Origin of the sequence: Paenibacillus roseus (genome assembly GCF_016424485.1) — a bacterium.
GTDB lineage: Bacteria > Bacillota > Bacilli > Paenibacillales > Paenibacillaceae > Paenibacillus_D > Paenibacillus_D roseus.
This window is the reverse complement of record NZ_JAELUP010000065.1, coordinates 132,793-147,682: the sequence shown is the minus strand read 5'-3', so window position 1 is coordinate 147,682 and position 14,890 is coordinate 132,793. Positions and strand designations below refer to the sequence as shown.

Here is a 14,890-nt window from a genome sequence, read left to right as displayed (position 1 = left end):
CCAGAAAGAAGTTTCTACGCATTAAAAGCAGACAAAGACGTTTGCGCTTGTAAGAATAATCCATCCAGTTTTGTACATCCTAACGTTAGAAATTACCAAAATGTACAAAGGGGATCTATCGGATGAAACGGTTGTTCAGCTTGATCATTGGTGTGACGATTATAATAGGGCTAGCCGGCTGCGGATCGTTGGGCAGGGGAGCGAGCGAGCCTAACAGGGTGGAAAACTTTAGTGTCGAGGAGCATATTGCCAAGCTGGATGAAGGGCAGTCTCCTGTTCCCATTGTCAAGCTGGACGGCGGCTCCTATGTAGATGTTGGGCGGATGGCCGGACAGATTGGATTTCAGACCCGCTGGGCAGAGAAGGATAGGAAACTGCTAATCGGTGATCATGATGTGGTATGGTCCTTCCAAGCGGATACGAAGACGGCTGTTAAGGGCCAAAGGCAAATCGAAATGGACGCGCCTGCACGCAAGCAGCAGGAAAGCTTAATGGTAACTACGCAAACGATCGAGACGCTGTTCAAGGATGAGGCAGTATTCCAAATCGGTGAAACGGAAATTACGATCTTCCCGGTTCCGGGCTATATCGACCCTGAGTCCGGTCATGCCGCAGAATTCAAGGATGATCCTCTGGACCCCTCGGTCAAACCGATCAAGAAGGGCGAAGGAACTTCCGACAAAAGAAAAAACGGTGCAACAGTTGCTCTGCAAGCCTTGACGGGCACTGGAAGCGACATTACCGAGGAAGCCAAAAAATTTATGGGTGTGCCTTATTTGTTTGGAACGGAGCCTTACGAACAGTCTAAACGCTTCGACTGCTCCTCTTTCGTTCAGTACGTGTTTGAGAAATTCAATTACAGCCTGCCCCGTACAGCTCGCGCTCAAGCCGGAAGGGGAACCTTTGTACAACGCTCGGAGCTGAGAGTTGGCGATCTGATGTTCTTCTATGTTCCGGGACGGTTCAAGAGCGATGAAGAGGTGGGACATGTCGCCATCTACCTGGGCAATCAGAAAATGATTCACTCCAGTCCGCTGCCTGAAGATGGTGTCCAAATCTCAGAGATCAACAAGGATTATTGGAAGCAGACCTTTTTGTATGCCAAAAGAATTCTGGATTAAGCAATTAAAACACGATAACAGAAAGCTGTCCGGGACGGTTGTCTTTTGACGGCTTTCTGTTATTTTGTATGCAAACGATCCTGCCCATCATTTAGATAACTGTCTAAAAACGTTAATAGCACCACTAGATTGAACGATATCCCAATCGGTATAATAGTGGTATGCTAATAAGGCGTGCTGCTTGGTGCAGCGTTGACAGATTCGGATATTCAGGAGAGGAGCGTTGGCATTGGGGACAAAAGCAGAACATGCTCTGCGTGTCGTGCTGCTGCACAGCAATGATCTTCACAGCCGTTTGGAACAGGCCGCCCAAATCGCTTCTTATATCTCAGCCGAGCGCCGTATATATGGGGACGATCGTTTGCTTGTATTGGATTGCGGGGATCATATGGACAGGATGCGAATGGAGACCGAAGGCAGCGATGGTCTTGTCAATATTGAGCTTCTGAATGCGGCAGGGTACGACGCTGTTACATTGGGCAATAATGAAGGATTGACGTATACCCGTGAAGAGCTGGCTTATGCGTATCGAGAGCATGCGAAATTTCCGGTGGTTTGCGCCAATATGCTGGATATGGAAACAGGTGAAAGGCCTGAATGGCTGCTGCCTTCATATATAATCGTTAAAAACGGATTGAGAATCGGGATTACGGCAGTGACCGCGGCGTTTGCCGATTTTTATTGCCTGTTAGGCTGGCAGGCCACAGAGCCTTTTGAGGAGTTGCGCCGGCAGGTGGCCACCTTAAGGGATCAAGTGGATATTGTCATTGTACTGTCTCATCTTGGACTGCCTTCCGATGAAAAACTCGCTGCAGAAGTCCCGGGCGTCGATCTGATTCTCGGCGCTCATACCCATCATCTTCTGCTGGAGCCGCTCGTCAGAGGGACGACGACTATATGCGCGGCGGGGAAGTTTGGCGAATATTTGGGACGGGTGGAGCTTGACCTGGATCTGGATACAGGCCGCCCCGTCATCCGCGCCAGTTGCGTGCCGATGGCGGCAGAGAAGCTGGAAGAGAGAGCGGCAGCTATTATTGGCAGCTTTTTGGATACGGGCCGCCAACGTCTTGATCGGGAAGTTGTGACGCTTGCGAAGCCGCTGCCTGCCGGGAACGGTACAGATGCTCCGCTGGCTAATCTGCTGGCCGCCGGATTGAGGAAGTGGGCAGGTGCAGATATTGGCCTTGTCAATACGGGACAACTGCTGGGCGGCCTTGCGACAGGGCGCGTAACAGCCGGGCAATTGCATGCGCTATGTCCGTCCCCCATCAATCCTTGCCAGATGCAGCTTACAGGAGCCGATTTGCTCCAGGCTTTGGAGGAATCGCTGTTGGATGAGTTTCGCAGCAAACCGATCAAAGGCTTTGGGTTTCGCGGCGAGGTGCTTGGGTCGCTTGCTGTTGATGGTCTTCAGATTGTCTATGATTGGGGCCGTCCGCCTTACGCTCGAATTACAAAGATTACAATTGGCGGCAAGGCGCTTGAACCAGACGCCTTCTACTTAGTCGGCACAATTGATATGTTTACGTTCGGTGTCGGCTATCTCAGCTTGAAGAATAGTCTTAACCTTCGTTACTTTTTGCCGGAGTTCATTCGGGATGTATTAGCTTCCCAGCTTCAACAGGAAAGCGAGTTGGAACACTGCTTTTTGAACAGATGGTCTTCAAATTTTATGCAAAATGAATGATGATTGATTGTCGAAATTTGATTGCTGCTGCTATTGTTGTCGAAAATTCCCGTTATTTAGGTTGCTCTTTTCTTGAAAATGCCTTACATTAACATTACGATATAAGTTGAACAAAGAAGCAGAAGTCGAATCGCCAGCATGTGAAAGGATTTTGGAGCGTTCACATGAAGACCCTGTTCGACATCCATTCGTTCATCTAATAGAGCGTATAATATTCAGGAAGAAGCAAATAGAAGACGGGCAGGAGTCGATAATATGCGTTTGGTGCCCATAGTTTTATGCCGTCCGGGGATGCGGCTGGGGAAGCGAATTATTTCGGAAGAAGGGATTATACTCCTTGGGGAGCATATGGAGTTGACAGAGAAGCTGATTTTCCGTCTTCGCCAAAGCGGGATTAATTTTGTATATATTGAAGACTCGCTTACCTCGGACATTGTTGTCCCGGAACTGATCAGTGATGAGACGCGCATTCGTGCGCTTGATAAAATACGTACGACTTTTAAGGATATGATGAATGCTCCCAAGCTGCGAAGCGGCGTGACTTATCCGTATATTGCCAAACAGTTCAAGCAAGTTATGACGATGGTCATGGATGAGATCGGAAGTCACAAGGATGCAATGATCATGCTTATGAATATTGGCGTAGTAGATTCGTACCTGTTTCAGCATTCGCTGAATGTATGCATCTATACAACGCTGCTTGGGATGGCTCATGGCTATAATCAGGAAGAACTGATGAAGCTGGGCATGGGGGCATTGCTTCATGACGTCGGCAAAACGCAGGTTCCGGCATCAATATTATTAAAGCCCGGAGCGTTGACCGATGAAGAGTTCGACGAGATGAAGCGGCATACGGATCATGGCTTTTATCTGCTTAAGGATGAACCCAACATTCCGCTGATTGTGGCGCATTGTGCCTACCAGCACCATGAGCGGCTGGATGGGAGCGGCTACCCGCGCGGCATCCGAGGCCATGAAATTCATGAGTATGCGAAATGGATCGGACTTGTCGATTCTTATGACGCTATGACAACCTCTCGGGTATATCGGGCCCCGATGTTGCCCCATCAGGCGATTGAGGAGCTTTATGTGGGCACGGGAACCTTGTATGAGCAAAGTATGGTACAACTGTTCCGCGATAAGGTTGTCATCTATCCGGTGGGCCTGACGGTTCAGCTTAATACCGGTGAGAGCGGGGTAGTTGTCGATACGAATTCGACCTTCCCGCATCGTCCGATTATCCGGGTGCTTTACAACGAGGCTGGAGAGATACTCGCTGCGCCTTATGAGATTGACTTGTCCAAGCATTTGAGTACGATGATCATCCAGGTAAACTTTAGCGATACCGGGATGACGGCTAAAATTTAAGATGTTACAAATTGTGTCCAATTACTGCCTCAAATTTGTTCTGGAATCGACCCAGATATTTCCTGCAGCAGAGCGATGCAAAAGTATGATAAATTTGGTTTTAGAAGCAGCAGCTAGCTGTTCATCTGAAAGTGCCGGTTTGCAGGCATTCAGGGACAGGGCTGCTTTTTGATTGCAAGAGACTGTGCTGTTCATTACAATAAGAAAGTATGGTTACCAACTAAAAGGTGTTGATATACATGAATAGTTTGACCCGCAATACACAACCGAAGCATCCGCTTGTTCTGTCTCCTTCTACAGATCCGTGGGACCCGATCCGCTCTCTACAGCGCTATGACCGTCATCGTTTGACCAGTGTCGAGATGACGGTCTCCAACCTGTGCAATATGCGCTGCGAGCATTGCGCAGTAGGCGACACGCTCGTTTACAATGAACCGGGCAAGCTCCCGGTAACGCAAATGCTGAACAGGCTGGAAGAAATAGATAGTTTGCAGACGATCTCCATCACAGGCGGCGAGCCTTCGTTCGCTGCTCAGACGGTACGGGATTATATTGTGCCGATTTTGCGCTATGCGAAGGAGAGAGGGCTAAAATCGCAGATGAATTCCAATCTGACACTTGATTATGAGCGATATGAAATTCTTTTGCCATATTTGGACGTGATGCACATATCCTTTAACTATAGGGATGTCCACGATTTTCTGGAAATCGGCTTCGCCAAATCCCCGCATAAAATGCCTGTCGCCGCGGCAGCCAAGCTGTATGACCGGATGATTGAAAATTCGCAGCGGTTAAGCAGCAATGGGATGCTGATTTCAGCAGAATCGATGATTAACTACCGCACTCATCAGCATATCGATACGATTCATAAGCTCATTCTGGAGATGGGATGCCAGCGTCATGAAGTCCACCCGATGTATCCGAGCGCCTTTGCCGCTAATTTGCCGATGCTGTCCAAGGAGGAAATGAGAGCGGCAATTGAGCGTTTGCTGGACCATCGCGATCCGGATGTATGGATGCTGTTCGGGACATTGCCGTTCTTCGCTTGCAGCGATCATGAGGAGGAGCGCAGGCTGCTTGGCCGTCTTCGCCGTGAGCGCAATGTGACGGTCCGTAATGACCCGGACGGGCGGAACCGGCTCAATGTGAATCTGTTTACAGGAGACGTATTTGTGACGGACTTCTCCGATGTGCCGGCATTTGGCAACATTAAGGAAGATCGGCTGAGCGACGTATTCGACCGCTGGCTTGAGCATCCGCTTGCGCAGAGCGTGAATTGCAGCTGTCCTGCCGCCGGATGCTGCGGACCGAATTTGCTGGTGAAGGATATGTACTACAAGGACACCGACTTTACTACACGCCACGCTGTTCTCTAAAGAACAGCCGAAGGGAGGCGAAGCACTCCAATGTCGGTCCGTGCGATTGTATCTGCGGCAGTAGGACTGGCGCTGCTTTATTTGCTGTTTACGGCAGGCGCGCCATTCCTGCTAGCCTTGGTTGTCGCAATTTTTATGGAGCCGCTGATTATGCTGCTGATGCGCTCATTCCGGCTCCCCAGATTTATCGCCGCTACATTGACCAGCACAGTATTTACCATTGTATTGATCGGTTTGATGGTGCTGCTTGGCGTGAAGGTGGTTGCGGAGTTGATTGATTTCTGGAATAAGGTTCCTCAATATGTGGGAGATGCCAATCTGTTCGTGCAGGATACCATTGCGGACATTGAACTCTATTACACGAGCCTGTCTCCGGATACCAAATCCCAGCTTCAAAGCTGGATATCAACCTTCTCCAACTCCATCTCATCGCTTGTGACGGGTGTTTCCACTTCTTTTGTTGCTTTTGCCAAAGGGATACCCGGCCTGTTTATTTTCTTCATCGTGTTTTTGGTAGCCGTCTATTTGTTCAGCTACAGCCTGCACACGCTCAAGGGCACCTTCCTCACACTATTCGATTCCAAATCCCGTGAACAAGTTGATAACGTATTATCCAGCCTCCGCCGCTCTATCTTTGGCTTTCTTCGTTCCCAATTGATTTTAAGCCTTATGACCTATGTGATTACTTTGGTAGGGCTTCTATTTCTGGACTTAAAATATCCGCTTGCTATCGCTTTGCTCATTGTATGCGTCGACTTGCTGCCCATATTGGGGACAGGCGCTGTTCTCATTCCATGGGCCGCTTATTTGCTGGGTACAGGGGATACCTATACAGGCGCAGGGCTTGTGGTGCTGTTTCTGCTCATCACGATTTTCCGGCGCGTCGTGGAGCCGAAAATTCTTGGCGACGCCGTAGGCATCGGGGCGCTGTCTGCGCTTATCAGTCTGTATGTTGGTTTCAAGCTGGTAGGCGTCATCGGGGTATTTCTCGGACCTATGGTTGTCATTATTTACACCGCCGCCAGGGAAGCTGGATTATTGCAGACGAAGATTAAGCTTTAAGTCTAAGACAGACGAGCTTATGGCATGTCGTTTGCTTCCTGCATCCTGTCATGCATAACGCAATGACCCGCAAGAAGGGCTGGTTGATTCAGTCCTTTCTCGCGGGTCATTTTGTTTGTAAAACGAATTGTTTTAAGTTTTAAATGTTCTGTCAGTTCTTTAGCGCCAGCGCGGCAAAGGAGCATTGCGGAGGGATAAAGGGGTTCTGGAGAAACGTAAGTGGTTGCCTTTAAAGGGCGATTTCCTACAGATGAAAAATGTAATAAGGGGAAATTGGTCTTTAACAGCAATCGGAAGAACCCCTTTGTCCCGCAGCTTCGCCCAATTTTCGCTATTACCGGCAGCTTCGCCAAATTGAAACTTTCAAACCGGAAAATAATCGTCCCCCTGCAGCTTGTCCACAAACTGCTGAAGCCAGGCATAATACTCTATTGCATGGTTCAGCTTCTCCAGATCGCCCGCGATGCGTAGTTTCTCTTCCTCGGACACATCACGAGATTCAAGCAATGCTCTCAGCTCCGGGAATGCCTCCTCAATGGCGGCTGTCATCACATCGACCTCCCGCTGCAGCTTCATCGTGAAGAAGCTCTTGAAGGTTTGGAAGAAATTCGTCTCTGCCTTGTACAGGTCTTTGCGCTCCTGTTTTTCCTCCAATTTACTGACCATGCCGGAAGCAATGAGCGAGCGTACGCCATAGCTCATGTTGCTTTTGCTCATATTCATATATTGCTTCATATCTTCAAGGGTCATCGGATGATCTTCGAAAAACATAATGCCATAAAGCTGGCCGAATGAGTAGTTGGCTCCGTACAGATCCATCGTTTGGGCAATTGCGTCAATGACTTGGCGCAGCGCAAGCTCGCGCGGCGACAGATCCGGGTTATTTTCACCAAATGCTGCTTGTTTCACAGGCTCACCGCATTTCAATAGATTTCAATGTCCAGTGTACTACTATTCCAAGCGAAAAGCTTCTGTTCCTGCTGCGTCAAAAAAATTTACAAAAGTCGCAAGTCCATTTTACGCGGCTATAACCAATCGGCGCAAGGTTTAGTGTACAATTTTTTTTGAACAGAACATTGGAAGGGGCGTGCAACATTGAAAGGTTCGACGTGGGTACGCGAGCTGAGGCCGATACTTTTTACATTGCCCGCTATGATCCCATTCACAATTTTTTGGTTGGGGCCACTGGTTTACGTGTTTTATTTAAGTTTTACAGAATGGGATTTTATGAGTCCGGACAAGTTGTTTGTAGGGCTCGACAATTATCGCTATCTGTTTGAGAATCCGGCGTTCTACAAGGCGCTTGGCGTAACCCTGTTTTTTTGTATCGGGACGGTTGTGCCGGTCATCGTGATTGGACTTGGACTGGCGCTGCTGCTGAACACGCGTATGAAAGGGAGGGGATTTTACCGGACGCTGCTATTCTCACCTTGGGTGACACCGACAGTTGCAGTCTCGATTGTATGGTCGTGGATTTTCGAGCCGGAAGCCGGATTCGCCAACACTGTCCTCAAATTTTTCGGACTGCCGGAACTGGGCTGGCTCAAAGACCCGCAATGGGCGCTGGTCGGCGTCCTGATCGTGACCATATGGAAATTGGTCGGCTGGGCGATGATTTTCTACATGGTGGCGTTGAACAATGTGCCGGAGGACTTGATGGAGGCTGCCGATTTGGACGGAGCCAACCGGTTCCAGCGATTTATGCGGGTGACATTGCCGCTAATTTCGCCAACGACACTGTTCCTGTTCGTTGTCCTGATGATCCAGTCCTTGCAAGCCTATGACCAAATTAACGTCCTTACCCAGGGCGGACCTTCCGGTTCAACCCGGACGCTGCTGTATATGTATTATCAGTCGGCCTTCGAGTCGTTCAACATCGGGGAGGCCTCGACTGTAGCAACCATACTTATTATCATCTGTATGCTGTTTTCCCTGCTGACGATGACGGTTAGCCGGAAGACTACACATTACTAATTCCATGAAGCGATGAAAGGGGAGCAACCTGACTTGGCTTCCAATCCAAGACCGCTGAGCCGGTTTGTCAAACATCTGATTTTTGCAGTTGCATCCTTGCTGATGGCTTTCCCATTCTATTGGATGGTCACGAGCGCACTGAAAACGAACGACGAAATTTGGCGTTCCCCGCCCACACTATGGCCGGAGGTTCCGCTGTGGAGCAATTTTGCAGATGCTTGGGCCGCTGCTCCTTTTTGGAAATACATGAGCAACAGTATCTATGTCGCCTTTGCTATTGTACTGATCCAGATATTTAACTCTGGCATGATGGCTTACGCGCTTGCGCATATGAAATTCAGGCTTAAAGGAGCATTGTCGGCGCTTGTTCTGCTCGGATACATGGTTCCGAGTACGGCGGTCTATTTGCCGGGATATTTGGTGTTGTCCAAGCTGCAGCTCCTGGATACCTATACCGGTCTGATTATTTCCAACTGCGTGAGTGTATTTTCGATCTTTTTGATTCGCCAGGCATTCTTGCAGGTTCCTCATGAACTTGTGGAAGCCGGACAAATTGACGGGGCATCGCATATGCGCATTCTTTGGACGATTATTGCTCCGATTGCGCGCTCTTCATTTGCAGTGCTGGCACTTATTACGTTCATCGACCAATATAACAACTATTTCTGGCCGATGCTCATAACGAAGAGCCCGGAAATGATGCTTGTATCCGCCGGTCTTCGCAGCTTTTTCGTTGAAGGAGGTGCTTACGGGTTAAAATGGCCGCTCATTATGGCAGCCAGCGCATTCACCATCGCACCGCTTTTGATTGTCTTTGTATTCACGCAAAAAACCATTATGCAAAGCGTTAATATGACAGCAGGCTCGCAAAAGGGCTAAATGAAAAAGCTAGAGAACCGACATTTAATGGAAATGGGGAGAAAAAGCATGTTGAAAATGAAAAAATGGTGGGCAATGACTGTTCTGTGCAGCTTGATGTTTCTGGCGGCGTGCGGCGGAAATACAGGTGCAGGCAATACAGGTACGGCCAAACCCGGATCAGAAGCTTCAACTAACAGCGGACAACCTGCCAAGCAAGAAATCCCGGCAAGCAAAGATCCTGTAACCATTGAGTTCTGGTACGGGCTTGGCGGCAAGCTGGGCGAGAATATGGCTAAAACTATTGAGAAATTCAACGCTTCCCAGAAGGATGTCATCGTCAAAGGAATCGTGCAGGGCGACTATTCAGAGACAGAGAAGAAGCTGCAGGCAGCAATTGCATCCGGTCAAGTCCCGGCGGCTGTTCTGGGCTCCAACGTTGATTGGGCGCGCAAGGGCTACTTTGCACCGCTTGATGAGTTGGTCAAGAACGACCCCAACTTCAAAAGCGAAGATTTCGTTCAAACTTTCCTGAACCAAGGTAAAGTGGATGGCGTTCAATACTTCCTGCCGCTGTACGGTACAACTCAGGTGATGTACTACCGCAAAGATGCGTTCCAAGAGCAAAATATTGACCCTGCTTCCTTGACTACGTGGGAAAAGCTGGCGGACGCTGCTGCCAAGATGACGAAAAAAGAGGGCAACAAAACAACGTTCTACGGCTGGGAGCCAATGTGGGGCAAGGATAACATGATGGATGCCGTGTTCGGCAAGGGCGGCAAAGTGCTGAGCGATGACGGCAAGCAGGTGCTGATCGATTCTCCGGAATGGGTCGAGACTTGGGAGCAATTCCGCAAGTGGATTCATGAAGATAAAATCATGCGTATTCACTCCGGAGGCCAAGGCTGGGAGTACTGGTACAAAACGATTGATGACGTCATGAAGGGCCAAGCTGCAGGCTATACAGGCTCCAGCGGCGACCAGGGCGATCTGGACTTTAATATTCTGGGTGCAATGGAGCAACCGGGCTGGGAAGGTAAAGGCGAAGGCAAGCCGGTTGCAGAAGCCAGATTGGCGGGGATTCCGGCGAAAGCAAGCAAGGAGCAGCAAGAAGCGGCATATAAATGGTTTACTTTCTTCAGCAACACGGAAAACACAGCTAAATGGTCGATGGATAACGGATATATTGCCGTGCGTCATTCTGCGCTTGAAGATCCTGAATTCAAATCATTCAGTGAATCCAACCCGCAAATCAGTGTTCCGCTGCGTCAGGCGTCCCATGGTTCTGAACCATTCAGCGACCCAACCGGCGGTAAAATCAATGATGCTTTGAGAATTGCGGCGGACAAAGTACAAATCGAAAACATTTCGGCTGCTGAAGCGCTCAAAGCTGCGAAAGTAATCGCGCAAAAAGAACTGGATAAATTGAAGTAGAGGTGAGAGGCGCAATGCCAGAGCTGAGAATGGGTACCGGCCGCTACATGGTCGACGGCATATTGCTGGATAAAGACGGGACGCTGCTTGATTTTATGTCGCTATGGGGAAATTGGAGCCTGGGAATCATCAAACGATTCGCTACTGCCCTTGAGCTGCGGGGATTGTCCCTTCCCGCGGAGCTTACTCCGTCCCTGTGGGGCCTTATTCAAGACTCTCGGGGTGTTGCGGTTGATTATGACCGCAATGGCCCGCTGGCGATGGGCACACTGGACGATCTGCTCGCATTGCTGGCATGGCAGGGATATACGCAAGGACTATCGTGGGCGGAGGCCAGAGAACTGGCCCACGCCTGCCGGATATCTGCTGACGAGATGCTGGAGCGCGAGCGCCCGGTATTAAGCATTCCAGGCGTGGTTGGCTTCCTTGAGCAGTGCCGCAAGCTGCGCATTCCGCTTGCGGTAGTTACGGCAGACGAGACGGAACCTGCCGAGCGGCATCTGGAATGGCTGGGCATTCGCGATTACTTTGCCGTCGTACTAGGTACGGACAAGGCGGCGCGCGGCAAGCCGTTTCCAGATCTGGCGCTGCTCGCCTGCAGCGAACTGGGGATTGCGCCTTCACGTACTGCTATTATCGGCGACACGAATGGCGATATGATTATGGCCAAGGCGGCCGGGGCGGCTGCTGCCATCGGAATCGACACTTCAGGAGATGCCGTTTTAGTAAGCCGTAATTTGCAGGATGCCGATGTTATCGTGCATTCCTATGAGGAAATGGAATTCGGAGGGATGGAACGATGAAGGATGGAATCGGCTGGGGCTGGCTGTTTCTGATCCTGGCAATCGGATTTGAACTGTCCGGAACCATTTCCATGAAGCTGTCCCAAGGCTTCACGAAATTATGGCCGTCCATTCTCATGTTCGTCTGCTACGGAATCAGCTTTACATCGCTTAATTTTGCATTGCACTCATTCAAGATAAGTGTTGCTTATGCGATCTGGTCGGGTGCGGGGATCATTCTCATTACAGTGGCAGGCGTTTTCTTTTTCTCGGAGCGGCTGTCACTGGCCTCGCTCCTGTGGAGTGGAGTCATTGTGGCTGGTGTTGTGGGACTGAATCTGAGTGCAAAGGTTCATTGACAGCAGGGTCGGGACTTCAATAGTGAATTGGCTGATATGAAGCGGCTTAAGCTTATATAGAGAGGAGCTTTTAGACACATGTCAACAGACAAACCAGTCATTTCTTTTCAGGTGATTACAGATACGCATGTGACTATAGATTCGGAGCATGTGCATAATGTCAATTTTGACCGGTCGCTCAAAGATATTATTCAACATGCAGACAACAGCTGCGGCATTATGCATGCGGGCGATATTACGGACCATGGGCATCCGGAGGAGTATATGGAGCTGCACCGGATCATCGCTGAGAACAAAGAGGGATTGCCGAATATTCGCTTTACGCTCGGCAATCATGACGTCGGCTTAGGGGACTGGCAGGCGCGTTCCTCGCTGTATTTCAAGAATTGCGGGACGAACAGTCCTTACCATGATCACTGGATTGACGGCTATCACTTTATTTTCCTCGGCACAGAGAAGGGTTTGAGGCTCCACTGCGACCTGTCCCCGGTACAACTGCAATGGCTAGAAGAAAAGCTGGCTGAGCAGGCGTCTGCTCATCAGCCGATCTTTCTCTTCCTCCATCAGCCGCTTCTGAACACGGTTGCCGGTTCCATGGAGGAGCAGGAATGGTATGGGGTTGTACAGGATGAGGAACTCAGACAGATTTTGTCCCGGTATCCGCAGGCGATCTTGTTCACCGGACATACGCATTGGGAGCTGGAAGCAAAGGCGATCATGTTCGAAGGCGGAGATCATATGGCGACCTGCTTCAATGCCGCTTCTACAGCTTATCTGTGGACGGACGAAGATGAACATAAGGATGGAAGCCAAGGCTTCTATGTCGATGTATATGAGGATCGTGTACTTGTGAAGGGGAGAGATTTTGCAGAAGGCAAATGGATCGAAGCCGCGCAATTTGTAGTTCCTTTGAAGACGAGTTAACTCCAGATATGCCAAGCGCCCCTTTCTTGTGAGGAAAGGGGTGCTTGGCTTGTTTTACGTTGGGCTTTTCTTAACTTCTGTCAGCCTGCAGGCATGGCTACCCAGTGTCCCTGGGACACCTCGACCAGCTTGGAATTTTCCACCTGATACTTGTCCGCGTCTGCGTATTCCTTGAACGGCGCTCTCAACCGTTTGGATTCGATTGTCGGATCAGGTACGGGAATGGCGGCCAAAAGGGATTTCGTATATTCATGCTGCGGATTCGCGTATAACTCCTCGCTCTCGGCCAGTTCGACGATTTTTCCCATGTACATAACCGCTACCCGATCGCTGATATGTTTTACCATGGAGAGATCATGGGCAATGAACAGGTACGTAAGCCCAAGGCGCTGCTGCAATTCTTCCAGCAGCTTGACGATCTGGGATTGGATCGAGACATCCAGCGCAGAGAGCGGCTCGTCGCAGACAATGAACTTGGGTTCGACAGCGAGCGCGCGGGCAATTCCGATTCTCTGACGTTGGCCGCCGGAAAACTCATGTGGATAACGCAGAGCAAAGGCCGGATCAAGGCCGACCATATCAAGCAGCTCTTCGACCCGCTTGAGTCGCTGAGAGCTGCTGCCGGTGAGTTGATGCAAATCGAGCGCCTCTCCGATAATATCCACCACCTTCAGGCGCGGATTAAGGGAAGCATACGGGTCCTGGAAGATCATCTGCATATGGCGCCGCATGATCTTCATTTCGGATGAGGTCAGACGGTTCACCGCCATGCCCTGATACAGCACTTCGCCGCCAGTCGGCTGGTGTAGACGCAAAATGGCGCGTCCGGTTGTCGATTTGCCGCTGCCGGACTCGCCGACTACCCCCAGCGTTTCTCCCTCTTTAATGTGAAAGCTGATATCATTAACAGCCTTCAGCACATTCCCTTTGCCGAGGTCGAAATGTTGTTTTAACGATTTGACCTCAATCAACGGGTGTGAAGTGTCGCGTCCGGCTAATAAAGGAGAAACAAGCTTCGCCTTCTTCTTCTCATCCAGCCGGGGCAGGGAGTTCAGCAGCTTGAGCGTATAAGGATGGCGGGGTTGCTCAAAAATATCATGGGTCGTCCCGCGCTCGACGATCTCTCCGTTCTTCATGACAACTACCCGGTCGCACATGCCTGCCACAACGCCTAGATCATGCGTGATCAGGATGATGGAGGTGCCAAAGCGCTCCTGAATATTTTTCATCAATTTCAGGATTTGCGCCTGAATGGTCACATCCAGCGCTGTTGTCGGCTCGTCCGCGATCAGGAGCGCGGGACGGCAGGCCAAGGCAATGGCAATCATCGCCCGCTGGCGCATGCCGCCGGAAAACTCATGGGGATATTGATTATATCGTGTCTCGCTATTACGGATGCCGACAAGCTTCAGCATCTCCAGCGCTTCTTTTTTCGCTTCCTTGCGTGAGAGTTTCTGATGCTTGATCAGCACCTCTGCGATCTGCTCCCCGATCTTGATCGTCGGATTCAGTGAAGTCATCGGGTCCTGAAAGATCATGCCGATATCCCGTCCGCGGATGCTTTCCATCTCCTTCTCGGAGCAGGCGGAAAGATTGCGTCCGAAAAACAAAATTTCACCGTTCTTCATATGAGAAGGAGGTGAAGGCAGCAGCCGCATGATCGAGCGGGCCGTCACGCTTTTGCCGCTGCCGGACTCTCCTACAATACCAAGCGTTTCGCCCTTGCCAACCTCGAAGCTTACACTTCGGACGGCTTCGGTCTCCCGGTCTCCGCTGAAGAAGGAGACGCTCAAATTATTAACTTGCAATATGGATTCCATCTGTTACACCTGCCAGTTGTACGATTATTTAGACATAAGCTTGACAGAAAATTTATTCTTAAATAAAATATATTGTATTCTAAAATAAAATATACTATATTCATCGGAATAATGCAATTTGATCA

Annotated in this window: 14 protein-coding genes; 11 read left to right on the top strand and 3 right to left on the bottom strand. The window is 50.0% G+C overall.

The window, feature by feature from the left end:
- The first annotated feature begins 122 nt into the window (after positions 1-122).
- The 5 genes from JFN88_RS12870 (at position 123) to ytvI (ending at position 6,614) form a co-directional block, all read left to right on the top strand.
- A complete protein-coding gene (locus tag JFN88_RS12870; RefSeq protein WP_233167779.1) occupies positions 123-1,121 on the top strand; it encodes a C40 family peptidase in 999 nt (332 codons plus the stop codon).
- 229 nt (positions 1,122-1,350) lie between these two features.
- On the top strand, positions 1,351-2,808 hold the full coding sequence (locus JFN88_RS12865; protein ID WP_233167777.1) for a bifunctional metallophosphatase/5'-nucleotidase: 1,458 nt from the start codon (positions 1,351-1,353) through the stop codon (positions 2,806-2,808).
- A 255-nt stretch (positions 2,809-3,063) separates the two neighbouring features.
- Positions 3,064-4,176 (top strand): HD-GYP domain-containing protein, encoded by a 1,113-nt coding sequence (locus JFN88_RS12860; protein WP_199019695.1) that lies wholly within the window; start codon positions 3,064-3,066, stop codon positions 4,174-4,176.
- A 239-nt stretch (positions 4,177-4,415) separates the two neighbouring features.
- A complete protein-coding gene (yfkAB, locus tag JFN88_RS12855; RefSeq protein WP_199019694.1) occupies positions 4,416-5,552 on the top strand; it encodes a radical SAM/CxCxxxxC motif protein YfkAB in 1,137 nt (378 codons plus the stop codon).
- Positions 5,553-5,582: 30 nt separating this feature from the next.
- Entirely contained in the window at positions 5,583-6,614 is a 1,032-nt protein-coding gene (ytvI, locus tag JFN88_RS12850; RefSeq protein ID WP_199019693.1) for a sporulation integral membrane protein YtvI, read from the top strand.
- A 17-nt stretch (positions 6,615-6,631) separates the two neighbouring features.
- On the opposite strand, the gene JFN88_RS12845 is transcribed toward ytvI, so the two are convergent.
- Together JFN88_RS12845 and JFN88_RS12840 are read right to left on the bottom strand one after the other, a co-directional pair.
- Positions 6,632-6,904: a hypothetical protein gene (locus tag JFN88_RS12845; RefSeq protein ID WP_199019692.1), complete on the bottom strand. Its 273-nt coding sequence runs from the start codon at positions 6,902-6,904 to the stop codon at positions 6,632-6,634.
- A 73-nt stretch (positions 6,905-6,977) separates the two neighbouring features.
- Positions 6,978-7,523: a GbsR/MarR family transcriptional regulator gene (locus JFN88_RS12840; protein ID WP_199019691.1), complete on the bottom strand. Its 546-nt coding sequence runs from the start codon at positions 7,521-7,523 to the stop codon at positions 6,978-6,980.
- Between the two features lie 243 nt (positions 7,524-7,766).
- Here JFN88_RS12840 and JFN88_RS12835 point away from each other — a divergent pair, with 243 nt between their 5' ends.
- The 6 genes from JFN88_RS12835 to JFN88_RS12810 all read left to right on the top strand — a co-directional run bounded on the left by JFN88_RS12835 (position 7,767) and on the right by JFN88_RS12810 (position 12,945).
- Positions 7,767-8,588, top strand: a complete 822-nt coding sequence (locus tag JFN88_RS12835; protein WP_199019869.1) for a carbohydrate ABC transporter permease — start codon at positions 7,767-7,769, stop codon at positions 8,586-8,588.
- 33 nt (positions 8,589-8,621) lie between these two features.
- Positions 8,622-9,467, top strand: a complete 846-nt coding sequence (locus JFN88_RS12830) for a carbohydrate ABC transporter permease (protein WP_233167775.1) — start codon at positions 8,622-8,624, stop codon at positions 9,465-9,467.
- 48 nt (positions 9,468-9,515) lie between these two features.
- Positions 9,516-10,880, top strand: a complete 1,365-nt coding sequence (locus JFN88_RS12825; RefSeq protein ID WP_199019689.1) for an ABC transporter substrate-binding protein — start codon at positions 9,516-9,518, stop codon at positions 10,878-10,880.
- A gap of 14 nt (positions 10,881-10,894) precedes the next feature.
- Positions 10,895-11,683, top strand: coding sequence for an HAD family hydrolase (locus JFN88_RS12820; RefSeq protein WP_199019688.1), 789 nt, complete (start codon positions 10,895-10,897; stop codon positions 11,681-11,683).
- The gene (locus tag JFN88_RS12815; RefSeq protein ID WP_199019687.1) at positions 11,680-12,021 is read left to right on the top strand and encodes a DMT family transporter; all 342 of its coding nucleotides are present in this window, start codon (positions 11,680-11,682) and stop codon (positions 12,019-12,021) included. The genes JFN88_RS12820 and JFN88_RS12815 overlap by 4 nt, the downstream gene beginning before the upstream one ends.
- Positions 12,022-12,099: 78 nt before the next feature.
- Complete coding sequence (locus JFN88_RS12810; protein ID WP_199019686.1) at positions 12,100-12,945, top strand: metallophosphoesterase family protein; 846 nt, start codon at positions 12,100-12,102, stop codon at positions 12,943-12,945.
- 80 nt (positions 12,946-13,025) lie between these two features.
- Here JFN88_RS12810 and JFN88_RS24860 read toward each other — a convergent pair whose 3' ends face one another.
- Positions 13,026-14,765, bottom strand: coding sequence for an ABC transporter ATP-binding protein (locus JFN88_RS24860; RefSeq protein WP_199019685.1), 1,740 nt, complete (start codon positions 14,763-14,765; stop codon positions 13,026-13,028).
- Positions 14,766-14,890 lie beyond the last annotated feature (125 nt).